26 protein-coding genes and 2 pseudogenes are annotated in these 22,413 nt (G+C 69.2%); 19 read left to right on the top strand and 9 right to left on the bottom strand.

From position 1 onward, the window contains the following. Window positions 1-260: 260 nt before the first annotated feature. From GVY64_RS23270 to GVY64_RS23250, 5 genes are all read left to right on the top strand, one after another. Window positions 261-1,082, top strand: a complete 822-nt coding sequence (locus GVY64_RS23270; RefSeq protein ID WP_159845097.1) for an alpha/beta fold hydrolase — start codon at window positions 261-263, stop codon at window positions 1,080-1,082. A gap of 14 nt (window positions 1,083-1,096) precedes the next feature. After that, complete coding sequence (locus GVY64_RS23265; protein WP_159845093.1) at window positions 1,097-1,900, top strand: alpha/beta fold hydrolase; 804 nt, start codon at window positions 1,097-1,099, stop codon at window positions 1,898-1,900. Window positions 1,901-2,072: 172 nt separating this feature from the next. Further along, window positions 2,073-3,104 (top strand): heat-inducible transcriptional repressor HrcA, encoded by a 1,032-nt coding sequence (hrcA, locus tag GVY64_RS23260; protein WP_159845088.1) that lies wholly within the window; start codon window positions 2,073-2,075, stop codon window positions 3,102-3,104. 150 nt (window positions 3,105-3,254) lie between these two features. Then, window positions 3,255-4,406, top strand: a complete 1,152-nt coding sequence (dnaJ, locus tag GVY64_RS23255; RefSeq protein ID WP_159845083.1) for a molecular chaperone DnaJ — start codon at window positions 3,255-3,257, stop codon at window positions 4,404-4,406. Then, on the top strand, window positions 4,407-5,147 hold the full coding sequence (locus GVY64_RS23250) for a 16S rRNA (uracil(1498)-N(3))-methyltransferase (protein ID WP_159845080.1): 741 nt from the start codon (window positions 4,407-4,409) through the stop codon (window positions 5,145-5,147). It abuts the gene before it with no gap. A gap of 156 nt (window positions 5,148-5,303) precedes the next feature. Here the strand turns inward: GVY64_RS23250 and GVY64_RS23245 are convergent, their stop codons facing one another. Further along, a complete protein-coding gene (locus GVY64_RS23245) occupies window positions 5,304-5,627 on the bottom strand; it encodes a hypothetical protein (protein ID WP_159845075.1) in 324 nt (107 codons plus the stop codon). A gap of 188 nt (window positions 5,628-5,815) precedes the next feature. Between GVY64_RS23245 and GVY64_RS23240 the strand changes: the two genes are divergently transcribed. The 5 genes from GVY64_RS23240 (at window position 5,816) to era (ending at window position 10,148) form a co-directional block, all read left to right on the top strand. Further along, window positions 5,816-6,877 carry a PhoH family protein gene (locus tag GVY64_RS23240; RefSeq protein ID WP_159845429.1) on the top strand — a complete coding sequence of 354 codons (1,062 nt, stop codon included), beginning with the start codon at window positions 5,816-5,818 and terminating at the stop codon, window positions 6,875-6,877. A gap of 62 nt (window positions 6,878-6,939) precedes the next feature. Further along, window positions 6,940-7,494, top strand: coding sequence for an rRNA maturation RNase YbeY (gene ybeY, locus GVY64_RS23235; protein WP_159845072.1), 555 nt, complete (start codon window positions 6,940-6,942; stop codon window positions 7,492-7,494). Continuing rightward, window positions 7,491-8,855: a hemolysin family protein gene (locus tag GVY64_RS23230; RefSeq protein ID WP_159845067.1), complete on the top strand. Its 1,365-nt coding sequence runs from the start codon at window positions 7,491-7,493 to the stop codon at window positions 8,853-8,855. Before ybeY ends, GVY64_RS23230 begins: the two co-directional genes overlap by 4 nt. After that, on the top strand, window positions 8,852-9,238 hold the full coding sequence (locus tag GVY64_RS23225) for a hypothetical protein (RefSeq protein ID WP_063022539.1): 387 nt from the start codon (window positions 8,852-8,854) through the stop codon (window positions 9,236-9,238). Before GVY64_RS23230 ends, GVY64_RS23225 begins: the two co-directional genes overlap by 4 nt. Next, window positions 9,231-10,148 (top strand): GTPase Era, encoded by a 918-nt coding sequence (gene era / locus GVY64_RS23220; protein ID WP_159845063.1) that lies wholly within the window; start codon window positions 9,231-9,233, stop codon window positions 10,146-10,148. The genes GVY64_RS23225 and era overlap by 8 nt, the downstream gene beginning before the upstream one ends. Before the next feature lie 71 nt (window positions 10,149-10,219). Here era and GVY64_RS23215 read toward each other — a convergent pair whose 3' ends face one another. The 3 genes from GVY64_RS23215 to GVY64_RS23210 form a co-directional block, all read right to left on the bottom strand. Continuing rightward, a complete protein-coding gene (locus GVY64_RS23215; RefSeq protein WP_159845060.1) occupies window positions 10,220-11,059 on the bottom strand; it encodes a hypothetical protein in 840 nt (279 codons plus the stop codon). Between the two features lie 36 nt (window positions 11,060-11,095). Further along, the gene (locus GVY64_RS38760; RefSeq protein ID WP_268895668.1) at window positions 11,096-11,218 is read right to left on the bottom strand and encodes a hypothetical protein; all 123 of its coding nucleotides are present in this window, start codon (window positions 11,216-11,218) and stop codon (window positions 11,096-11,098) included. Window positions 11,219-11,431: 213 nt separating this feature from the next. After that, the gene (locus tag GVY64_RS23210) at window positions 11,432-12,859 is read right to left on the bottom strand and encodes an amidase (RefSeq protein WP_159845057.1); all 1,428 of its coding nucleotides are present in this window, start codon (window positions 12,857-12,859) and stop codon (window positions 11,432-11,434) included. A gap of 279 nt (window positions 12,860-13,138) precedes the next feature. Here GVY64_RS23210 and GVY64_RS23205 point away from each other — a divergent pair, with 279 nt between their 5' ends. The 6 genes and pseudogenes from GVY64_RS23205 to recO form a co-directional block, all read left to right on the top strand. Beyond that, entirely contained in the window at window positions 13,139-14,005 is an 867-nt protein-coding gene (locus GVY64_RS23205) for an alpha/beta fold hydrolase (protein WP_159845054.1), read from the top strand. Beyond that, on the top strand, window positions 13,992-14,597 hold the full coding sequence (locus GVY64_RS23200) for a TetR/AcrR family transcriptional regulator (RefSeq protein ID WP_159845052.1): 606 nt from the start codon (window positions 13,992-13,994) through the stop codon (window positions 14,595-14,597). Before GVY64_RS23205 ends, GVY64_RS23200 begins: the two co-directional genes overlap by 14 nt. A gap of 110 nt (window positions 14,598-14,707) precedes the next feature. Then, entirely contained in the window at window positions 14,708-15,112 is a 405-nt protein-coding gene (locus GVY64_RS23195) for a hypothetical protein (protein ID WP_159845050.1), read from the top strand. Beyond that, a complete protein-coding gene (locus GVY64_RS23190) occupies window positions 15,109-15,309 on the top strand; it encodes a DUF6186 family protein (RefSeq protein WP_159845047.1) in 201 nt (66 codons plus the stop codon). Before GVY64_RS23195 ends, GVY64_RS23190 begins: the two co-directional genes overlap by 4 nt. 69 nt (window positions 15,310-15,378) lie before the next feature. Beyond that, window positions 15,379-15,762 carry a zinc-ribbon domain-containing protein gene (locus GVY64_RS37310; RefSeq protein ID WP_201298126.1) on the top strand — a complete coding sequence of 128 codons (384 nt, stop codon included), beginning with the start codon at window positions 15,379-15,381 and terminating at the stop codon, window positions 15,760-15,762. A 436-nt stretch (window positions 15,763-16,198) separates the two neighbouring features. Next, window positions 16,199-17,014: pseudogene (recO, locus tag GVY64_RS23180) on the top strand (DNA repair protein RecO); the annotation flags it as partial. Between the two features lie 383 nt (window positions 17,015-17,397). On the opposite strand, the gene GVY64_RS23175 reads toward recO, so the two are convergent. After that, complete coding sequence (locus GVY64_RS23175; protein WP_159845045.1) at window positions 17,398-17,778, bottom strand: Aca2/YdiL-like domain-containing protein; 381 nt, start codon at window positions 17,776-17,778, stop codon at window positions 17,398-17,400. A 121-nt stretch (window positions 17,779-17,899) separates the two neighbouring features. Here GVY64_RS23175 and GVY64_RS23170 point away from each other — a divergent pair, with 121 nt between their 5' ends. Both GVY64_RS23170 and GVY64_RS23165 read left to right on the top strand, forming a co-directional pair. Next, window positions 17,900-18,715 (top strand): isoprenyl transferase, encoded by an 816-nt coding sequence (locus GVY64_RS23170; protein WP_159845425.1) that lies wholly within the window; start codon window positions 17,900-17,902, stop codon window positions 18,713-18,715. Window positions 18,716-18,729: 14 nt separating this feature from the next. Next, on the top strand, window positions 18,730-19,140 hold the full coding sequence (locus GVY64_RS23165; protein WP_159845043.1) for a YbjN domain-containing protein: 411 nt from the start codon (window positions 18,730-18,732) through the stop codon (window positions 19,138-19,140). A gap of 48 nt (window positions 19,141-19,188) precedes the next feature. Here the strand turns inward: GVY64_RS23165 and GVY64_RS23160 are convergent, their stop codons facing one another. Then, a complete protein-coding gene (locus GVY64_RS23160; protein ID WP_159845040.1) occupies window positions 19,189-19,806 on the bottom strand; it encodes a TetR/AcrR family transcriptional regulator in 618 nt (205 codons plus the stop codon). Between the two features lie 102 nt (window positions 19,807-19,908). On the opposite strand from GVY64_RS23160, the gene GVY64_RS23155 reads away from it, so the two are divergent. Next, on the top strand, window positions 19,909-20,880 hold the full coding sequence (locus tag GVY64_RS23155) for a hypothetical protein (protein WP_159845036.1): 972 nt from the start codon (window positions 19,909-19,911) through the stop codon (window positions 20,878-20,880). Between the two features lie 63 nt (window positions 20,881-20,943). On the opposite strand, the pseudogene GVY64_RS39170 reads toward GVY64_RS23155, so the two are convergent. From GVY64_RS39170 to GVY64_RS23140, 3 genes and pseudogenes are all read right to left on the bottom strand, one after another. Further along, window positions 20,944-21,135 (bottom strand): annotated as a pseudogene (locus GVY64_RS39170) (alpha-ketoglutarate-dependent dioxygenase AlkB); the annotation flags it as partial. A gap of 27 nt (window positions 21,136-21,162) precedes the next feature. Continuing rightward, the gene (locus tag GVY64_RS23145) at window positions 21,163-21,396 is read right to left on the bottom strand and encodes a hypothetical protein (protein WP_159845034.1); all 234 of its coding nucleotides are present in this window, start codon (window positions 21,394-21,396) and stop codon (window positions 21,163-21,165) included. 43 nt (window positions 21,397-21,439) lie between these two features. Beyond that, the gene (locus GVY64_RS23140; protein ID WP_159845031.1) at window positions 21,440-22,405 is read right to left on the bottom strand and encodes a hypothetical protein; all 966 of its coding nucleotides are present in this window, start codon (window positions 22,403-22,405) and stop codon (window positions 21,440-21,442) included. Window positions 22,406-22,413: the final 8 nt, after the last annotated feature.

The following is a 22,413-nucleotide window of genomic DNA, read 5'->3' as shown; positions in this document are numbered from 1 at the left end:
TTCGGCAATCCTCGCACGGGCGCGGCCGATCGGGCCGTGCATTCAGAGCCGAAGATCGTGCACGCGGAGTCGTTTTTCCGGACGCCGCCCGTCCTACGCTGTCGAACGACGACCAAGATCGATTCCGGGTGCGGTGGAGGGGCGCGGTGGCGTGACCACGCGTACGTCCGGTGGTGTTCGGGCACGGCCTCGGCGAGCACCCTCCGGCGGCGCCCGGCGACGCGCAGTCCGACCATCACTCCGGATCGAAGGGAACCGCCATGCCGACGATCACCACCACCGATGGCGTCGAGATCTACTACACGGACTGGGGTTCGGGACGCCCCGTGGTGTTCAGCCATGGCTGGCCGCTGAACGGCGACGCCTGGGACAACCAGATGAACCTGGTCGCGAGCAACGGGTGCCGCGCCATCGCGCACGACCGGCGCGGGCACGGCCGCTCCGGCGACGTGTGGGACGGGCACGACATGGACCACTACGCCGACGACCTCGCCGCGGTGCTGAACGAGCTGGACATCAAGGACGTGATTCTGGTCGGGCACTCCACCGGCGGCGGCGAGGTGACCAGATATCTGTCCCGGCACGGTACGTCGCGGGTCGCCAAGGCGGTGCTACTCGGCGCGGTCCCGCCGTTGATGCTGCGGACCGACGCCAATCCCGAGGGAACGCCGATCCAGGCGTTCGACGACATCCGCGCCGGCGTCGCCGCCGACCGATCGCAGTTCTGGAAGGACCTGTCGGTCCCGTTCTACGGCGCCAACCGCGCGGGTGCCGAGGTCTCGCAAGGGCTGCGCGACCACTTCTGGCTGATGGGCATGCAGGTGGGGCTGAAGGCCGCGCTGGACTGCGTCAAGGCGTTCTCCGAGACCGATTTCACCGCCGAGCTGCCGAGCATCGACATCCCGGTGCTGGTGGCGCACGGCGACGACGACCAGATCGTGCCGCTGGCCGCGGCGGGCGCCAAGACGGCCGAACTGCTGCCGCGAGCGCGGTTGAAGGTGTATCCCGGCGCGCCGCACGGCCTGTGCGGCCCTTACGAGAAGGCGTTCGACACCGATCTGCTGGACTTCGTACAGAACTGAGGAGCCGAGACCCGATGACGAACAAACTCTGCTTGCGCCGCGCCGTGGCCGCGCTCGCCCTCGCCCTCGCCGCCACGATGTCGGCCGGACCCGCGCAGGCGCAGCCGCTGCCCACCATCGTGCTCGTACACGGCGCCTTCGCCGACACGACCAGCTGGGACGGCGTCGCCGCCGCGCTGCGCGAGCGCGGCTACCGCGTGGTGACCCCGGAGAATCCGTTGCGCGGGCCCGCCTACGACGCGGCCGCGGTGCAGCGGACCCTGGACACGATCAGCGGTCCGGTCGTGCTGGCCGGGCACTCCTACGGCGGCTTCGTGATCAGCAACGTGCGCGATCCGAAGGTCGAATCCCTCGTGTACATCGCGGCCTTCGCACCGGTGCAAGGCGAGGTGGCCCAGCAGGCGCTCGACCCGATCCGCTTCCCCGGCAGTCAGCTGCTCCCGCCCGCGCTGCAGGTGAAGATCGTGGACGACGTCACCGGCGTCGCGGGGAAGAACCTGGACGGCTATGTCGCGCCGGAGAGTTTCAACGCCGTCTTCGCCCAGGACGTCGGCCCGGCGACCGCGGCCGACATGATCGCCCACCAGCACTCCATCGCCGTGAAAGCGAACCTCGAACCCTCCGGATCGCCGTCCTGGTCCGGCACGCCGAGCTGGTACCTCGTCTCGGCCGCCGACCGAGTCATACCTCCGTCCGCGCAGCGCTTCATGGCCCAGCGCATGGGCGCCCGCACCAGCGAGATCGACGCCTCGCACGCCTCGCTGGTCTCCCGGCCCGACGCCGTGGCCGCCGTGATCGAAGCCGCCGTCCCGCGCTGAGCGCGGCATTGCTCCCGTGTCGCGGGGCACGCGTAGCGGGCGAGGGATTCGGGTACCGACAATTAGACTGTGGTCGACAGACGAACCGTGATTCGCCTGCGCTCAGTGGTGGCCACGGGACGTCGGCGCCGGATACGGCGCGACCGGAGACCAATGCGAGGAGGTGCGGCCGATGTCGAGCACCGAGGATCGGCGCTTCGAGGTCCTGCGCGCAATCGTCGCGGACTATGTCGCGACCAAGGAGCCGATCGGGTCGAAGACGCTGGTCGAGCGGCACAACCTGGGTGTTTCCAGTGCGACGGTGCGCAACGACATGGCGGTGCTCGAGGCCGAGGGCTACATCACGCAGCCGCACACGAGTTCCGGCCGCATCCCCACCGACAAGGGCTACCGGCAGTTCGTGGACCGGATCTCCGAGGTGAAACCGCTGTCGCCGGCGGAGCGCAGGGCGATTCTGGAATTCCTGGAATCCGGCGTCGATCTCGACGACGTGCTGCGCCGGGGTGTGCGCCTGCTGGCACAGCTGACCAGGCAGGTCGCCGTGGTGCAGTACCCGACCGTGTCGGCGTCCACGGTGCGGCACATCGAGGTGGTCGCGCTGAATCCCGCGCGCCTGCTGCTGGTGGTGATCACCGACACCGGCCGGGTGGACCAGCGTCTGGTGGAACTCGGCGCGGTGATCGATGACGAGGATCTGGCCGCGCTGCGCGGCATGCTCGGCGGTGCGATGGACGGCAAACGGCTGGCCACGGCCTCGGCGGCGGTCGCCGAGCTACCCGAGCACGCGCCGGTGCGGCTGCGCGACGTGCTGGTGCGGGTGTCGACGGTGCTGGTGGAGACCCTCGTGGAACACCCCGAGGAGCGATTGGTGCTCGGCGGCACCGCCAATCTCACCCGCAACGCCGCCGACTTCGGTTTCCCCGGGTCGCTGCGCGCGGTGCTGGAAGCGCTGGAGGAGCAGGTGGTCGTGCTCAAGCTGCTGGCCGCGGCCCAGCAGCCGGGGACGGTCACGGTGCGCATCGGCGAGGAGACGCAGGTCGAGCAGATGCGCGGCACGTCGGTGGTGTCCACCGGCTACGGCGCGGCCGGCGCGGTGCTCGGCGGTATGGGGGTGCTCGGCCCGACCCGGATGGACTATCCGGGCACCATCGCCTCGGTCGCGGCCGTCGCCCGATATATCGGCGAGGTCCTCGCCGAACGCTGACCTGACGTCGACCGGCGACGCCACTGCTACGCTCGACCCTTCGGCCGGATAAAGTTGAGTGCACAAGACTAATGCTGTTGCCTGCGCGCTTCGCACGCGTCGCGGGCACCGGCGGCACTGTCGAGAACGACCAAGGACTAGAGAACTCAAGTGGCACGGGACTACTACGGACTGCTCGGCGTCGCGAAGAACGCGACCGACCAGGAGATCAAGCGGGCCTACCGCAAGCTGGCGCGTGAGCTCCACCCCGACGTCAACCCCGACGAGGCGGCGCAGGCCAAGTTCAAGGAAGTGTCGACCGCCTACGAGGTGCTGTCGGATCCGGAGAAGCGGCGCATCGTCGACATGGGCGGCGACCCGCTGGAATCCGGCGGCGGCGGGGCCGGATTCAACGGCGCGGGCTTCGGCGGGCTCGGCGACGTGTTCGAGGCGTTCTTCGGCGGCATGAGCGGATCGGCCGGTACGCGCAAGCCGCGCGGCCGCGTCCAGCCCGGCGCCGATTCGCTGATTCGCACCCGGCTCAGCCTGGCCGAGTGCGCGGTCGGCGTGACCAAACACCTGACCGTGGACACCGCGATCCTGTGCGACATCTGCCAGGGTTCCGGCACCAACGGCAACTCCAAGCCGGTGCGTTGCGAAACCTGTGGCGGCGCAGGCGAAGTGCAGTCCGTGCAGCGATCCTTCCTCGGTCAGGTGCTGACCTCGCGCCCGTGTCCCACCTGCCGCGGCGCGGGCGAGACCATTCCGGACCCCTGCCACAAGTGCGGTGGCGACGGCCGGGTGCGGGCGCGCCGCGAGATCGCCGCCCCGATTCCCGCGGGCGTCGCGAACGGCATGCGGGTGCGGCTGGCCGCGCAGGGCGAGGTCGGCCCGGGTGGCGGCCACGCGGGCGACCTGTATGTCGAGATCGTGGAGCAGCCGCACGACGTCTTCGTCCGCGACGGTGACGATCTGCACTGCACGATCCGGGTGCCGATGGTCGACGCGGCGCTGGGCACCACCGTCGTGATCGACACGATCCTGGACGGCCCGACCGAGCTGTCCATTCCGGCGGGCACTCAGCCAGGCGAGATCTCGGTGCTGCGCGGGCACGGCATGCCGCGGCTGCGCTCCAGCGCGCGCGGCGACCTGCTCGCGCACCTGGACATCGTGATCCCGGCCAAGCTGGACAGCAAGCAGACCGAACTGCTGCGCAAGTACAAAGGGTTGCGCGAGCGGGAGCGCGCCGAGGTGATGTCGGCGCAGTCCGAGCACAACAGCGGCTTGTTCGCGCGGTTGCGCGCCTCGTTCAGCGGGCGCTAGGTGGCCGCGACGGTCTTCTACCTCGACGAGGTGCCCGAGCCGGGCGCAGTCGCGGTGCTCGACGGCCCGGAGGGCAGGCACGCAGCCACCGTGCGTCGCATCCGGGTCGGCGAGCCGATCACCCTCTCCGATGGACGCGGCGTGCTCGCCGAATCGGAAGTCGTCGCCGCGCAACGCGACCGGCTCGATCTGGCCGTGCGCAACCGGGTGCTGGCGGCTCCGCCCGCCCCGTCGGTCACCGTCGTGCAGGCGCTGCCGAAGTCGGATCGCTCGGAGTTGGCGGTCGAGTTGATGACCGAGGCGGGCGCGGACGCCGTCGTGCCGTGGCAGGCCGCGCGCTGCGTCGCGAGCTGGGAGGGCAAAGCGGCCAAAGGCGTGGAGAAATGGCGGGCAGCTGCCCGTTCGGCCGCCCGCCAGTCCCGCCGGGCCTACATCCCGGACGTGTCCGACCTGCACCGCACGAAGGACGTACTGGAGTTGATTCGCGAGGCGAAGGCCGATGGCGCGATCGTCGCGGCGCTGCACGAATCCGGTACCACCCGTTTCAGCACGCTGCCCTTCGCCGATGCGACCCGCATCGTGCTCGTGGTGGGCCCCGAAGGCGGGCTGGACGACGCGGAAATCACCGCCTTGGCCGAGGCGGGTGCGGACGTGACGTTGCTCGGTCCGACGGTGCTGCGAACCTCCACCGCGGCGGCGGTCGCGCTCGGCGCTCTCGGCGCTCTGACCCCCCGCTGGTGAACTACCAGCTCTTCTCGGGTCTCTGCCGAGGCGTCGCATCCGTCCTGCGCTCGACCGGCACTCGGGGGCGCGCCGCGCATGCCAAACGACGACCCGCACCTCGCCGCCGCGCCGGGACGCCGGAGTCGCCGTCATCGACAGGAGGCTGCGACCGGCTCAAACCTCGATGGCTGCCGTTTCCAGCGCGCTACCGGTACGCACTGTCGCCGCACCGTGGTGCGCTCGATGCGACACCCACAGCAGTAGCGCCGCGATGACCAGCAGCAATCCGATACCGCAGACCAGGCCGAGCCACCCGGCGCGCGCGTAGGGAATCCCGGCCGCTCCGCCGACGACGCAGGAAGACCCGCTGTCGGCGGGGCCGCTGTCCGGCCCGGTGACGGGGCCGCCGGCGGACGCGGGCGCCGCGCGCTCGGTCGGGCTGGTCTGGCCCGCCGCGGCGACGCCACCGGACGCGGTGCGACGCTTTCGTGACTTCACCGAGGATTGGGCGCGGCGGCGTGGGGGAATTCCGTGAGGGCGGGTTCTGCCCGCGGCTTATTCACTGGGCGGTGTCGGTGGGGCGCGTTAAACTTTTCTCAATACAGCAGTCGAGACCGGAAAGCAGGCTATAGCCACTTTTGAGAACACAAGGCGAGATCGGCGACCCGTCCACCCCAGCGGCAGGCATCGGCGCCGGCGACAACGGTTCGGGTCCCGCAGCGCGCACCGTGCGCTCGAGCATCGAACTCGCTCCAGAATCCGTGTTCCCCTTCCTCGGTTCGGCCGACCAGAACCTTCGTGAACTGGAAACGCTGCTCGACGCGGACATCCATGTCCGCGGCAACTCCGTCACCCTCACCGGCAAGGCGGCCGACGTCGCGCTCGCCGAGCGGGTGATCGAGCAGCTGGTCGCGCTCACCGGCCGCAACCGCGTGGTGACTCCGGAAGCCGTGCGGCACACCGTCTCGATGCTCACCGAGGGCTCCAGCGAGTCCCCCGCGGAGGTGCTCAGCCTGGACATCCTGTCCCGGCGCGGCAAGACCATCCGGCCCAAGACGCTGAACCAGAAGCGCTACGTCGACGCGATCGACGCCAACACCATCGTGTTCGGCATCGGCCCCGCCGGTACCGGTAAGACCTATCTGGCGATGGCGAAGGCGGTCCAGGCGCTGCAATCCAAGCAGGTCAACCGGATCATTCTCACCCGTCCCGCGGTCGAGGCGGGGGAGCGGCTCGGCTTCCTGCCCGGCACGCTGAACGAGAAGATCGATCCGTACCTGCGGCCGTTGTACGACGCGCTGCACGACATGATGGATCCGGAGGCCATTCCGAAGCTGATGGCGGCCGGCGTCATCGAGGTCGCGCCGCTGGCCTACATGCGCGGGCGCACGCTGAACGACTCGTTCATCATCCTCGACGAGGCACAGAACACCACCGCCGAGCAGATGAAGATGTTCCTGACCCGCCTCGGGTTCGGCTCGAAGATCGTGGTGACCGGTGACGTGACGCAGGTCGATCTGCCGACCGGCGCGCGGTCCGGTCTGCGCGCCGCCAGCGAGATCCTCACCGAGATCGATGACATCCACTTCGCGGAGCTGACCAGCAGCGATGTGGTCCGCCACCGGCTGGTATCGGACATCGTCGACGCCTACGACCGCTTCGAAGCCGAAGCGCGGCCGCCGGTCGCCCCGCATTACGGCGGCAATCGGGCGCAGCGCCGCGCGGCCGGCCGGTCGGACCGGCGATAACTCGTCTCGCCGGGCGGGGCTCCGCTCCGCCGACGCGATCGCGGGGATCGTAGGCTGTTCGGGTGAGCATCGAGATCGCCAACGAGTCGGGTATCGACGTACCCGAAGAAGAGCTGGTCAGCGTCGCGCGGTTCGTGATCGCCCGGATGGACGTCCACCCGGCCGCGGAGCTGTCGATGGTGCTCGTCGATCTCGACACCATGGCCGACTTGCACATGCGCTGGATGGACCTGCCCGGCCCGACCGACGTCATGTCCTTCCCGATGGACGAGCTCGAGCCGGGCGGGCGGCCCGACAGTCCCGAACCCGGTCCGTCCATGCTCGGCGACATCGTGCTGTGCCCGGAGTTCGCCGCCGGACAGGCGCGCAAGGCGGGGCACTCGCTCGATCACGAACTCGCCTTGCTCACCGTGCACGGCGTCCTGCACCTGCTCGGCTACGACCACGCCGAGCCGGAGGAGGAGAAGGAGATGTTCGCCCTGCAGGCTCGGCTGCTCGAGGAGTGGTACGAGAGCCTGCGGGAGGCTCGTCGGCGCGCCGAGCTGGCCGAACGCGACGCGCGGTTGCTGGGCAAGGCGGGCTTCACCACACCGGGTGACTCCCTGGGTCCCGCGTGAATTCACTGACCCTCGTTCTGCTGGCGGTCCTGCTCATCTTCGTGGGTGGGGTTTTCGCCGGCGTCGATTCCGCCCTGAACACGATCTCGCCCGCCCGGGTGGACGACTTGGTGCGCGCCGACCGGCCCGGCGCCGTGCGGCTGAGCCGGGTCGTCGACGACCGGGCGCGCTACGTGAATCTCATGGTGCTGCTGCGCATCCTGTGCGAGATCGGCGCCACGGTGCTGCTCGCGGCAGGACTGATGACGGTCTGGGGGAAGAACTGGGCGCTGCTGATCACCGCGCTGGTGATGGTGCTGGTGTCCTACGTGGTGATCGGGGTCGGCCCGCGCACGCTGGGCAGGCAGCACGCGTACTCCATCTCGCTGGCCGCGGCGTTGCCGCTGCAGTTCATCGGAGCGCTGCTCGGCCCGCTGAGCAGGCTGCTGATCCTCATCGGTAACGCGATCACTCCGGGTAAGGGTTTTCGCAACGGCCCCTTCGCTTCCGAGATCGAGTTGCGCGAGGTGGTCGAGATGGCCGGTGAGCGTGGGGTGGTCGCCGACGACGAGCGGCGCATGATCCAGTCGGTCTTCGAACTAGGCGACACACCGGCGCGCGCGGTGATGGTGCCGCGCACGGAGATGGTCTGGATCGAAGCGGACAAGACCGCGGCGCAGGCGATGTCGCTGGCAGTGCGCTCCGGGCATTCGCGGATCCCGGTGATCGGCGAGAACGTCGACGACATCCTCGGCGTGGTCTATCTGAAGGATCTCGTGCCGTTCACCGAGCGCAGCCGCAAGGTGCGAGTGCGCGAGGTGATGCGGCCCGCGGTGTTCATGCCCGACTCCAAACCGCTGGACAGCCTGCTGGACGAGATGCAGCGCAGGCGCAACCACATGGCTTTGCTGGTGGACGAATACGGCGGTATCGCCGGCCTGGTGACCATCGAGGACGTGCTCGAGGAGATCGTCGGAGAGATCGCCGACGAGTACGACACCGACGAGACCCCGCCCATCGAGGATCTCGGCGACGGGCGCTACCGCGTGTCGGCCCGGCTGCCGGTGGAGGATCTCGGGGAGCTGTACGGGTTGGAGATCGAGGAAGAGGACGTCGACACCGTCGGCGGCCTGCTCGCACACGAGCTGGGCCGGGTGCCGCTGCCCGGATCGAAGATCGAGGCGCACGGGCTGGTGCTGCGCGGTGAGGGCGGCCCGGACGCGCGCGGCCGGATGCGGGTGAACACCGTGGTGGTACGCAAAGCACGCGAGAAGGTCCCCGCCGGGAAGCCCAACGGGGACAATCCCAATGGCAAGCGCAAGGCCAACGGATCGGAGCGGGAGATCCCTGCCGATCGCGACGAGGACGGAGACAGCGAATGACCGAACTGGACGCCGAGGACAACAAGCTGGTGGTGCTGGCTCGCGGCGCGCTCGGCCGCACCGGTGGAGCGAGCGGCGCGGCGATCCGGGACACCGATGGACGCACCTACGCCGCGGGCGAGGTCACGCTGACCGCGCTGCGGCTGACGGCGCTGCAGGCCGCCGTGGCCGCGGCGTTGTCCAGCGGCGCCGAGGGATTCGAGGCGGCCGTCGTGGTCGGCGGCCGGTTGTCCGACTTCGGGGTGACCGCGGTGCGGGAGGTGTCGGCGGAGGCGCGGATCATCTTCACCGATCGCGACGGCGCGGTGTTCGAGGTCGTCGACGACTCCGCGGATGCGGCCGACGCCGTGAGCGCCGACTCCGGCGAGGTCCGCGGTGGCTGAGGCGCAGGGCAAGGGCGAATTCCGTTCCGGCTTCGTCTGTTTCGTCGGTCGCCCGAACACCGGCAAGTCGACGCTCACCAACGCACTGGTCGGCGCGAAGATCGCGATCACCTCTTCGCGTCCGCAGACGACCAGGCATACGATTCGCGGCATCGTGCACCGCGAGCACGCGCAACTGATCCTGGTCGACACCCCCGGCCTGCACCGCCCGCGCACCCTGCTCGGTCAGCGGCTCAACGACCTGGTGCGGGACACGTATTCGGAAGTCGACGTGATCGCGCTGTGCATCCCGGCCGACGAGAAGATCGGTCCTGGCGACCGCTGGATCGTGCAGCAGATCAAGCAGATGGCGCCGAAGACGACGCTGCTCGGAGTGGTCACCAAGATCGACAAGGTGAGCCGCGACCAGGTCGCCGAGCAACTGCTCGCCGTCTCCCAGCTCCTGGGCCCCGAGGCCGATGTGGTGCCGGTGTCGGCGGTCAAGGGCGAGCAGGTCGAGGTGCTCGTCGACGTCATCGCCTCGAAGATGCCGGAGGGCCCGGCGTTCTACCCCGACGGCGAACTCACCGACGAGCCCGAGGAAACGCTGATGGCCGAGCTCATCCGCGAAGCCGCGCTCGAGGGCGTCCGCGACGAACTGCCGCACTCGCTGGCCGTCGTCATCGAGGAGGTCCTGCCCTACGAGGATCGCGAGGACATGCTCGACGTCCACGCCCTGCTCTACGTCGAGCGCCCCAGCCAGAAGGCCATCGTCATCGGCAAGGGCGGCTCCCGGCTGAAAGAGGTCGGCACCAACGCCCGCAAACAGATCGAACACATCCTCGGCACCCGCATCTATCTGAATCTGCACGTGAAGGTGGCCAAGGACTGGCAGCGGGATCCCAAGCAGCTGGGCAAACTGGGTTTCTGAGCGGTTCGAAACCGTGCGCGAAGCAACCGGGAAAAGCGTGCCATCGTGCGAGCGGGCCGCTGTTGCTCTCCTCATGTGGCCAAGAAGATTCGGATGGCCTCGTCGGTGGTGAGACGGTTGGCGCCGACGGTGACGTCGATCGTCGGGTAGTTTCTGCGCACGGCTTCGGCGATACCCGCGAGGCGATCGGCGACTGTCGCGGGGTCGCGTAGCGACTCCTGCCGAAGGCCGTCGAAGCCGGGGAACCCGTCGGCGACCAGGTTTACGTCGGGGTTGGTGATGATGTCGTCGTAGGTTTGGAATTCCACGCTGACGATCTTGGATGTGTCGACCCGCCCCGCGGTGGTGAATACGCGGTCGCTGACACCTTCGATGAAGTTGGCCGCGGAATGCCCTTCTTCGAGCATCGGATTCACCCGGATACGGTTGGCGTCGATACCCAAGACCATGCCCGCGGGGTGGAACCGCATGGTGCCGTCACGGACATCGGTCCAACTGGTGATCGTTCCGTACACGCCGGCGATGTCGGTGCCGTCGGTCAGATAGACGACGTCGCCGGCGGTGCTGTGTGACGCTGTGCGGATATAGCCTTCCTCGGCCGCGGTTTCGTCTCTGCGAAAAGCTCTGGGAAACACTTGATCGACTTGCCACAGTCGTGCTCCGTTGTAGAACCGATCCGGCGAGGTGGATCCGGATTGCGGCAGCGGACCCGGCAACGACGGGTCGCCGGTATCGAAAGCGTGCCGAAGACCTCTGTCGGCGTCGGAAAGCGCCCTGGCCGCACCCGAGGCTTCCCTGGCGAAGGGTCTGACGCCGTGTTCGGCATCAGCTCTCGCCAGTCTCCTGATCTCGTTGCTCAAGTGCTGGGCGAATCGAGCGTATGCCCGTGCGATCAAGTCGGATCTGGTCAACAAGACAACGCCCTCGGCCTGGTCGCCGCAGCTTCCTCAGCTTCGCCTGATCCCGTCGCCGACGTCCGGGTGACCAGGTGACCAGCGGCTGTCGGCCGTGCCCAGGATGCCGTCGTGCCGGAGCAGGACAGCTACGTCCACCAGGTGACGGTCGGCCATCGGGCCCTCCTCGCGCTCTATGGTCGGCCGAGAGGAGACGGCATCGGCGCAGTGGAACCGGCGTGGGTTCTGCGGCGGCCATACCGACATATGCGGGGACTCGGCGCATTCACAAGGTACATCGCGCCGACGGATGCCGAGCATGATCCGGCAGGGTTCGCGCGTGCGGCGACTGATGCGGAATCGCCTCGGCTGGAGCCGGATTGGTTCAGGTCACCACCACGGGTCGGGGCGGTGGCGGTGCCACTGGAGTTCGGATTCGAGTTGGGCGGCCAAGGAGATCAAGAGCGGTTCGGAATTCGCCGTGCCCATCAGTTGGGCGCCGACGGGGAGGCCGGTGTCGGTGAAGCCTGCGGGGACGTTGATACTCGGCCAGCCCAGAACATTCCAGGGCCAGGTGTAGGGGCAGGCGGCGGTGATGAGGTTGTTCGTGGCGTTGACGCCGATGCCGTCGATTTCTTCGGCGCGTGGCGCAGGAGTGGCGGTGGTGGGGGCGAGGACGACGTCGTAGCCGCGGAAGAAGCGGCCGATCCGACTGTGCAGCAATGGTTCCAGGTGACGCGCCGCGTAGAGCGCGGGACCGTCGAGCACGCGCCCGATCCGGGCATTGGCGGTGGTGCGCGGATCGACCTTCAGGCCGGGCATCCGTGTGTGAACCCGCCGGATGCCTGCGAGCGAACGCGGTAGGAAGGAGGCGCCGACCAGAATGCCGTAATGCAGGTCGGCCACGGTCACGCTGTGCCCGAGCGCGCGCAGCGTATCGGCGGTGCGGCGCACCGCTTGCTCGACCTCTGGGTCCAGCGCCGTTCTGGTCGCGGTGAAGGGAATTCGCAGCGACAGAGCGATCCGCAGCTTCCCCGGATCCCGGCCGACGGCATCCGACGCGGTGATCGGTTCCGGCCTGTGCAGGTCGCCTGGGTGCGGACCGGCCGCCGCGTCCAGCAGCAGCGCCGCGTCCGCGACGGTGCGCGCCAGCGGTCCGTTCACGGTGAGCCCGTAGAACGCTTCGGGCTCCGGCCAGGTGGAGATTCGCCCGCGCTGCGGTTTGATGCCGACCAGGTTCGTCCACGCGGCGGGAATGCGGATCGAGCCCGCGCCGTCGGAACCGAGAGCGGCCGGAACCAGTCCGGCCGCGACGGCCGCCGAAGCCCCGCCGGAGGATCCGCCCGGCGTCCGGGTGCGGTCCCAGGGGTTGCGGGTGTGGCCGAACCACGCGGCGCTGGTGAACGGCCACTGTCCCAGCTCGCAGGTATTGGTCTTGCCGACGATCACCGCGCCCGCGGCACGCAGGCGCCGCACCGATTCCGCGTCCTGGGCCTTGGGTGCGAAATCGCCGCCGCAGCCGAACGCGGTCGGCTCACCCGCGACATCCGTGTCGTCCTTCACCGCGACGGGCACGCCCAGCAGCGGCAGTCGTTCACCCGCGGCCAGCCGCCGGTCGGCCTCGGCGGCCTCGGCCAGCGCCCGCTCCCGGCGCACGATACGAAAAGCGTTGAGCGTGCCCTGCGTCGCGTCGATCCGGTCCAGTGCGCCGCCGACCGCCGTGGTCGAGGTGATCGCGCCGCCGGCGATGGCCGCCGCCAGTTCGGCCAGCCCCAGCTCCCGAGTGCCGGGGACACGGGCAGGATCGGACACCGTCATGTGAGCTCCGTCTCGTCGTGGTGTATCAGACGGTAGCGCGAAGTTGGTCAATCGTCCATATCGTGCCCGGCCAAGGAGCGGCCGAACCGGATCGTTCTCACGGGCGGTCTGCACGCGGTGGGGGAGTCGGTTGCGGGCGTCGCCTCACTGGCGACGGCGGTGATGGCTTCGAAAGACGCGGTCAAGGCGGTCTTCGGCTGGCCAGGGTCGGCAAGCAGTAGACATACATACGGTATGTATGTAACAGTGGTCCAGTACCGCCGATCTCCGGGAGGACCCATGGCAACCAGCACTGCACTCGGCCGCACCCACGAAGTGGACCTGCCCGGCGGCCGCATTCGCTATCACGAGACGGGGCAGGGCGCTCCGGTCGTTTTCGTGCACGGCCTGCTCGTCACCGCGGACCTCTGGCGCAAGGTGGTGCCCACGATCGCCGCGGCCGGATACCGCTGTCTGGCGCCGGACTGGCCGCTCGGTTCGCACGAGATCCCGGTTCCGGACGCGGAACTGACCCCCGTGGGGATCGCCGATCTCATCGCCGCGTTCCTCGAGCGTCTCGACCTCACCGACGTCACCCTGGTGGCCAACGACACCGGCGGCGCGATCACCCAGGTGTTGCTGACCCGCGACCGGTCCCGCGTCGGCCGCGTCGTTCTGGTCTCGGTGGACAGCTACGAAAGCTTCCTGCCGCAGCCGTTCACCGCGCTGCCCCTGCTGGCGAAGATCCCGGGGTCGTTACGTCCTCTCACCGAGGCGTTGCGCATCCGGGCCCTGCACCGCCTTCCGCTGGCATTCGGCTGGGTCACCAAACGGCCCGTCCCGCCCGAAATCGTGGACTCCTATCTGCTGCCGAGCCGCAACTCCGCCGCGATCCGGAAAGATCTGCGGCGCTTCCTGAAGTCGGCGCATCGCCGCTACACCTTGGAGGCCGCCCGCCATTTCGCCGGCGTCGACATCCCGGTACTGCTGGCCTGGGCGCGGGACGATCGGCTGTTCCCGCTGTCGTTCGCCGAACGCCTGGCCCACGATCTGCAGAACGCGCAGCTGACGCTCATCGACGACTCCTACACCTTCGTGCCGGAGGACCAGCCCGAGTTGCTCGCCGAATCGATCCTGGAGTTCACTCGGCTGCATGCCACGCCGTAGCCAGGAAGACCGCTCTCGCGCAACCAAGGCCGCGCTCGAACAGGCGGGACGCCGTTTGTTCACCGAGCGCGGCTTCGCGGGGACTTCCGCCGAGGAACTGGTCACCGAGGCGGGCGTCACCCGAGGCGCGCTGCACCACCACTACGGCGATAAACGCGGACTGTTCCTCGCGGTGCTGGAACAGATCGAGGTCGAGATCACCGAGGAGATCGAAAACGCCATCGCCGCAGTCGATTCCGCGGACGTGATGGCCGGAATGGCAGCGGGGCTCGGGCTGTTCTTGGAGATCTGCCAGCGCCCCCCGATGCTGCGGATCGCGCTCACCGACGCTCCCGCCGTGCTCGGCTGGCAGGCCTGGCGCGAATTCGAATCCGCGCACGGGCTCGGGTTGATCACCACGCAACTCGAGCGCGCCCGCGACGCCGGGTTGATCGCGGACGCGCCCGTTCCCGTCTTGGCCCAGCTCGTCGTCAGCGTGATCAGTGAGGCCGCGTTGATCGTCGCGCACGCCGAGGACCCCGATCTCGCCCGCGCGCAGACCCAGCAATCGGTCCTGCTGCTCATCTCGGGGCTCCTGCGCGCCGACGGCTGAAACGAGCCGGGCCGCGCCCCAACGATCGGGAACCCGCGGCCTCGCTCGACGCATCCGTAGATGGTCGCTGCCTGCATCGATACGACGTCCTCTGGTCTTATCCTGCGCATGTGACAGAGCAATCGGCGCGTCGACCCCGGTCGCGCGTGACACCGCTGACCGTGGGGCTGGTGCTCGCGACGGCCGGCGCCGCGACCCGGCCGTTCAGCTGGCCGGCGACCGCGCTGGTGGCGGTGGCGGCGCTGGGCGCGATGGTGCTGACGTTCCGCGGGAGAATCGTGCGGCTTCCGCGTACCGCCCGGCTCGGGCGCGGCCTGGCGATGTGGTCGGCGCTGCTGGTCGCGGCGTTGGCATGGGAGGTCTACGCCCTCCTGCGCCAGCCCGCCCTGAATCGGCCGAGCCACGAGCACCCGACCTTGTCCACACTGCTGGATCCGGCCCTCGAACAGTGGCCGCTGCGGTTCGCCGGATGGCTGGTGTGGCTGGCCGCCGGGTGGTGGCTGGTGTCGAGATGAGCGATCGAGACGTCGTCCTGCTCGGGTTCGCCCTGATCCTGGCGGCCGCGCTCGTCGCGTTGTCGGTAACGCGGCTGCGCCGCGATTCGGTCGCCGCACTGGGGGAGACGATCGCCTATCTGACCGGCACCCGGGCGACAAGAATCATCGCCGTGCTCTTGTGGGCATGGCTCGGCTGGCACTTCCTGGCCAGGTAAGGTCCGCCCGTCGCTCGGTCCACCTACTACTGTGACCGGCATCGGATTCTCTATCTTCGGGGGTTTCACATGCTGATCTGGGGCTGGCAGAAGCGTATTCACACGCTCGCCATGATCACCTTGCTCTGCGGCCGGTGCGGCAATCCCGCCGCACACGCGCTGCGCAAACTCGTCACCAAGTTCACGCTCTTCTTCATCCCGCTGTTCCCGCTCAGCACCAAGCACCACCTGGAATGCACCTGGTGCGGCGCTTCGTCACCGGTCGCCGCCCCGCAGCTCCCCGACCTGCTCGCCCGCGCCAACGCCGAGACCATGGGCCCAGCCCGGTACCACCAGCACGGCGCAGGCGTCCCGAATGCGCAGTGGCCTCAGCAACCCGCTTCCGGCGCGCCCCACACAAACTGGCAGCAACCGCCCGCCCCCAACACGCCCCACACCAACTGGCAGCGCTGACCGAACTCGCCGACAGTGCCGCGGCGGCCGGCCGGCCGGTCGACCTGACCCGGGCGCTGTGAGGATCGCGAGCAGGATCTGTCCGCTGCCTCGCCGGCATTGCGTGGCCGCCGTGTAGTCGACTCAGGCGCGTGCGCGCAGCAATGCTGAACCGCGTGCCGCGTGGGGGCGGATTCGAATACCGATGCGCCCATCGCCTCGCAGCGAGCTAACCCAGACCGAGCATGGGCTGAGCGTCGTCCGCCTGGTGTTCGCGTTGCTGTCGCGCAGGCGGCGAGGCTCATGCCCCGAACAGCATGCCTTCAGCCAGGGACTGGAATACCGACGCGCCCAGTGCACCGCAGCCACGTTTTTCGAGCGAAGCGAGACCGAGCATTGCCGCGAACACCCAGCGCCGAAGGCGCTGGAGAATCGAGCACAGCATTAGACTCGGCACGTGCGTTTGTATCGGGACGAGGCGGTTGTGGTGCGCCAGCACAAGCTGGGCGAGGCGGACCGCATCGTCACGCTGCTCACGCGACAGCACGGACTGGTTCGCGCGGTCGCCAAGGGGGTGCGGCGGACCAAGTCGAGGTTCGGGGCCCGGTTGGAGCCGTTCTCCTACATCGACGTGCAGTTGCATCCCGGGCGCACGTTGGACACCGTCACGCAGGTGCACACGATGGAGGCGTTCGCCGCCGACATCATCGACGACTACGGGCGCTACACCACCGCGTGCGCCGTTCTGGAGACCGCCGAACGGCTGGCCGGCGAGGAGCGAGCGCCCGCGCCCCGGCTGCACGCGCTCACCGCGAGCGCCCTGCGCGCCATCGCGGCCAAACAGCGGCCGCACGAACTGATCCTGGACGCGTTCTTGTTGCGCGCCATGGGTTTCGCGGGCTGGGCCCCCGCGTTGGACGAGTGCGCCAAGTGCGCGACACCGGGTCCGCACCGGGCCTTCCATGTCGCGGCCGGCGGCGCGGTGTGTGTGCATTGCCGTCCGCCGGGTGCGGCGACGCCGGCCCCCGGGGTGCTCGACCTGCTGGTCGCGTTGTTGCGCGGGGAGTGGGAGCAGGTCGAGGCGACGCCCGAGGCGGTGCGCAGGCAGGCCAGCGGGCTGGTCGCGGCGCACCTGCAGTGGCATCTGGAACGTCAGCTGCGCACCCTGCCGTTGGTCGAGCGATCCAAGGACACGGCCGGACGCACGGTCGCGTCGAGTGGGACTCGAGCACCGCGGCCGCAGGAAGGGACGCGGCCGGACGAGGATCGTACGCAGGCCACGCCGGGATGGGCGCAGGGGAGGCAGCCGCTGGAGGGGCAGCCGCCGGACGAGGTTCGTATTCAGGCCCCGGCGGGATCGGCGCAGGGAACGCAGCCGCTGGAGGGCATGTGGCCGGGCGAGGTTCGTGCGCAGACCGTGCCGAGATGGGCGCAGGGAAGGCAGCCGCAGGAAGGGATGTGGCCGGACGAGGTTCGTACTGAGGCCGCGCCGGGACGGGCACAGGGAACGCAGCCGCTGGAGGGGATGCGGCCGGACGAGATTCGTACGCAGTCGGCGTCAGGAGCAGACGCCGGGCCGCCGCAAGAGTTGGCGTGGCCGGACGAGATCCGTCCTCGATCCGCGCCCGGCGCGGGGCAGGCCGGGCAGGCCGCCGCCTACTCCACGAATTGAAGCTCTACCTGGGGCAGCTCGTTCATGACTCGGGCGCACACGGCACGGTGCCAGGTGGCCGGATAGCGGGTGTCCGGCTCGTGCTTGCAGTAGTCGTCGTTGGTCCGGTAGGTGTGCAGGCGGGGCGAGATCTCCCCGGCGTCGATGGCGTCGACCATGGCCTCGACCACCTGTTCGGTCTCGTCCGCGATGGCGGCGAGTTCGCGGGCCACGGTGTCGGGGATCTGGAAGGCCCCCTTCTCCCACCGCTCGACGGTGCGCTCCGCGACCGCGAAGAACCGCGCGCACCATGGCACCGGAAGTCCGAGTAGTTCACGAGTGGCCCGGAAACCCGCGGCAGTCGCGGTGCCTGGTAAATCGGTCACGTCCGAGAAACCCCTCCCCAGTATCACGATAGGGAAAAGAATAAGTCACCGGCGCCGGTGGGGACCGTGGAATCCACCAGGAAGGAACACGGCGGTAGGCCGAGGGAAGCGATCAGGCAGGATAGATGCCGTGATCCTCCGCCGAGACTCCGCCACCGCGACCGCGCCCGAGCGTGTGGGCGTCCGCCCGCCCGCGCCGCATCCGTCGGGAGCTCGGCCGCCGCAGCTGCCGCCGGAACTGGTGCCCAACCACGTCGCGCTCGTCATGGACGGCAACGGGCGCTGGGCCCAGGAGCGCGGGTTGCCGCGCACGGCCGGGCACGAGCGCGGCGAGGCGGTGCTGATGGACACCGTCGAGGGCTGTATCGAGATCGGCGTGAAGTGGCTGTCGGCCTACGCGTTCTCCACCGAGAACTGGCGGCGCAGCCCCGAGGAGGTGCGCTTCCTCATGGGCTTCAACCGCGACGTGATCCGCAGGCGCCGGGACGAGATGCACGAGATGGGTGTCCGGGTGCGCTGGGCCGGGCGGCGGCCGCGCTTGTGGCGCAGCGTGATCAAGGAATTGGAGATCGCCGAGGAACTCACCAAGGACAACACCGTGATGACGCTGACCATGTGCGTCAACTACGGGGGTCGCGCCGAGATCGCCGACGCGGCACGGGAGATCGCGCGCCGGGTGGCGGCGGGCGAGATCGATCCGGAGAAGGTCACCGAGGCGACGGTCGCGAAATACCTCGACGAGCCCGACATGCCGGACGTGGACCTGTTCCTGCGCCCTTCGGGCGAGTTCCGCAGCTCGAACTTCCTCATCTGGCAGTCCGCCTACGCCGAATTCGTCTATCAGGACACGCTTTTCCCCGACTTCGATCGGCGCAACCTGTGGGAGGCCTGCCTCCAGTACGCTTCGCGGGACCGCCGTTTCGGCGGCACCAAGTGAACGGCGGCACGAACATGGACGCAGCGGTGACTCCGGACCGGGAACTGCAGGCACGGGCCGGCGCATGCCTGTCGAGCTACGGCATCGAGGTGCGCGTCGACGCCGACGGGTCGCTGGGCTTCGAGTACGAGGGCGCGCTGTCCTCGCTGCGCGCGGTGAACCTGGCACCCGGTCTGGACGTGCTGAGCCTCACCTGTGTGCTGGCCTGGGACCGGCCGTTGAAGGCGCAACTGCACAAGCGCGTCGCCGAACGCAACAACTCGCTGCAATTCGGTTCGCTCACGGTGATCGCTCGCGGTGGGCTCGCCGATGTCATCCTGCGCTACACCTTCCCCGCCGCGGGCCTCGACGACCAGGCCCTCACCACCATGCTGTTGCTCGTGCTGTCCAACGCGAGCCGGGCCAGGCAGGGTCTGCTGCCCTGAGGGCGACGGTCACGATCATGTGGGGCAAACCGTAGACGTGTGCCCGGGTCAGCCCATGGCCTGACGGTCTGGCTCGCCGTAGGGAAGGAGGGTGCGCACGCCGCGCGCCAATGTCTCCGGGTCGAGGTCGTCGAGGATGAGGTGCTGGAGGATGAATCCCGGCAGCAGTCCGATGATCGCCTTGGCCACGGCATCGATGTCGGCGTCTTCGGGTAGCCAGCCTTTGTCGCGCATGCGCTCGGCGTAGCTCACCCAGAGCGCGCGCATCGCGATCATCGTCTCGCGGACCATCACCGCGGCCTGCGGATGCACCAAGGCCAGCGCCCAGGCTTGCGGCGCCAGCCGCACCGGGCCGTCGGGCCCGCTGCGCCGCACCACCTCCTCGGCGATCATGGTGATCAGTTCGGCGGGCGTGGGCAGCGGGTCGCGGCCGATCGCCTGATCCATGGCGATGCGCAGCGACACCGTCGTCTCCGTGGCGAGTGCCGTGATCAGTTCGTCCTTGCTCTTGAAGTAGCGGTAGACCGCACCGGCGGAGAGACCGGATTCCGCGAAGACGTCCTGCATGGAGGTCTCGTGGAACCCCTTGCGGGCGAAGCAGCGCCGCGCGGCGTCCAGAATTTGCTGTCTGCGGCGTTCGAGGTGTTCTTCGCTGACTCGGGGCATGCGCCCAAAGTAAAACGAATATTCGTTCTTGACAACTTCCCCGCTGCGGTGCGACGGTAGGCACAACTAAAAGAACGAGCATTCGATTTTTAGGAGATGGCCATGACCACCACGCCGCGGGCGTTCGCTCTCGGTCTCGGCGCCGCCCTGCTCCAGGCGCTGATGCTGATCGCGTTCGCCTGGCCCGCCGCGAACATCGCGCCTCGTGACCTGCCGCTGGCCGTCACCGGCCCGCAGGCCGCGATGGTCACCGGCAAGCTCGCCGAGCACAGTCCCGGCGCCTTCGAGATCACCACGTACGCGGACGAGGCCGCCGCCCGCGCCGCGATCCAGGACCGGGAGGTGTACGGCGCGATCGTCACCGGCGACGGGCCGCCGCGCGTACTGGTCGCCTCCGGCGCTGGTCCCGCTGTCGCCCAGCAACTCACCCAGATCGGTCAGCAGCTCTCGGGTGCGCCCGCCGCTCGTGTCGAGGACGTGGTGGCCGCCGACTCGGATGACCCGCGTGGCACCGCGTTCGGCGCGATGGTGCTGCCGCTGGTGATGTCCGGCATCGCGGCCGGTGTGCTTTTGGCACTGCTGATCCCTGCGATCGGGGGGCGACTGATCGGACTGACGACCTTCGGTGTCACCGGCGGGTTGCTCGGCATGGCGATCATCCAGGGCTGGATGTCGGTGGTGCCCGGGTCGTACCCGGCGCTCGCGGCGGTCGCCGGGCTGGTGTCGTTCGCGGTGGCAGGCGCGGTCGTCGGGCTCGCCGCCGTGCTCGGGCGGGCCGGTATCGGCATCGCCGCGCTCACCATGCTGCTGATCGGGAACCCGTTCTCGGCGGCGACGTCCGCGCCCGAACTGCTGCCGCAGCCGTGGGGCGCCATCGGGCAGTTGCTGCCCCCCGGTGCGGCCGCGTCGCTGCTGCGTTCGATCGCCTTCTTCGACGGCGCCGCGGCGACCGGACCGCTGGTGGTGCTGCTGGTCTGGGCCGCGGTCGCGCTCGCGCTGCTCGGTGTGGCCGCGCTGCGCGGCCGTCCGGCCGAGACGCGGGCACCGGCTCGGGACGCGGTTCCGGTCGGCTGATCGAATCATCTGCGAAGGGCTGTTGTCGGACGACGACGGCCCTTCGCTCAGCCCGCTCATGACCATCAGGCTGCCGGGCTCGAGCCGGATCGCCGCTCGGGCATCGCTGTCCGGTTCGGTGAAATCCATCGTGCAGGCCGACCCGAGGCTGATGGCGGCGACCTCCGCCCCGAAGCACGGAACGCAGTCGACGTGTGCGCTGATGCCTTGGCCGGGCAGGTACTCGTTGACTATCACCTGATCGGCCGCGGCCATCTGCTCCGTGCGGAGCAGTCGGCGCACCTACGCGCGCCCAATCCGGCAGCGCGGGTGCGGGATCAATGCGAGCTCGGCTCGCGACGGCACGGCGGCCGTAGTCGTAGCGATGGCCGTAGTGCTGCACCCTGCGCGTAGTTCGGCCGACCACGGGGCGGCATCGATGGCGTCGAGCAGCGCCGCTTGCTCGGCGTCGTCGAGCCACGCGGGCAGGTAGCGCAAACCCGGAACGGGCTCGAATTCATTCGTCCCTGCAGCCATTCTCGTCGGAGAGAGCTCCGGCGGGAATGGCTGCGGAATCGGATCAGTCGATGGTGAACGACAGCGTGGGTGCGGTGGCCGCGCCCTCTTGCCGCTGGGCGTTGTAGGTCACCGTGTACGGGCCGGTGCCGGGGGAGGGGACCACGAAGATCACGTAGTTCTTCGGATTGTCGATGGTCTCGTTCGCGTCGAGCAACTCGTTGATCGGGCCGCGGATGTCGGCGGGCACGGTCTGCCCGTCGGGGGTACGGACGGTGAAATAGTCGTAGTGGATATTCGTTCCGCCCGCGGCGATGCCCGGCCCGCCGACGAGCTCGATGCGCAAGGCCAGGTCGGATCTGCCGTTCTCTTTCTTCGTGTAGCTCGGGCTGATGCGGCCGCCGGTGACCCGGATGGTCGTCTGCTCCTGCACCAGGGTGCCGGTGACGTTCAATGTCTTCGGTCGGACGCTGTCCACCTTGCCCGCCGCGGCGAGCGGGATCCGGGTCTGGTTGTCCGCGGCCTGGCCGTACACGACGGCCATGGTGTCGAGGAGGTGCTCCGCGTCCTTCGCGGACCGGACGGGCGTCGTGACAGTGCCGGTCGCCGAACCGTTCCCGGCCACCGTGGGGCTGTCGAAGATCGCCCCGCCGTCCACCTCTTTGCCGACCAGCAGCGACGGCGTGCTGCTCAACGTGCGGTTGTCCGGCGTGGTGTTCTTGTAGGTGATATCGATGCGCACCTTCGCGCCGCCGTATTCATCCGGCACGACGGTCGCCTTGTCCACCGTGATGTCGAACCCGTCGTACCAGCCGGTCTTGCCGACGGTGCGGACGGTCGACTGCCCGCTCGTCCCGCCCGGCTCCGCGACGACTCCGGTGGCGGTGGCCGGCGGGATCGCCACCGGCGTGCCGTCCTCGCCCTGGCACGCCGAAAGCACCAGCGCCGAGGCCACGACGAGCGTGGCCCCGGCGGCGGTGACGGCCCGGCGGCGCACCGGGCGTGCGAATAAGTCGATGGTCGTTGACACGCTGCCTC

Origin of the sequence: Nocardia sp. CY41, from assembly GCF_009829325.1 — a bacterium.
Classification (GTDB): Bacteria; Actinomycetota; Actinomycetes; order Mycobacteriales; family Mycobacteriaceae; genus Nocardia.
This window is presented reverse-complemented; position numbering and strand designations above follow the sequence as displayed.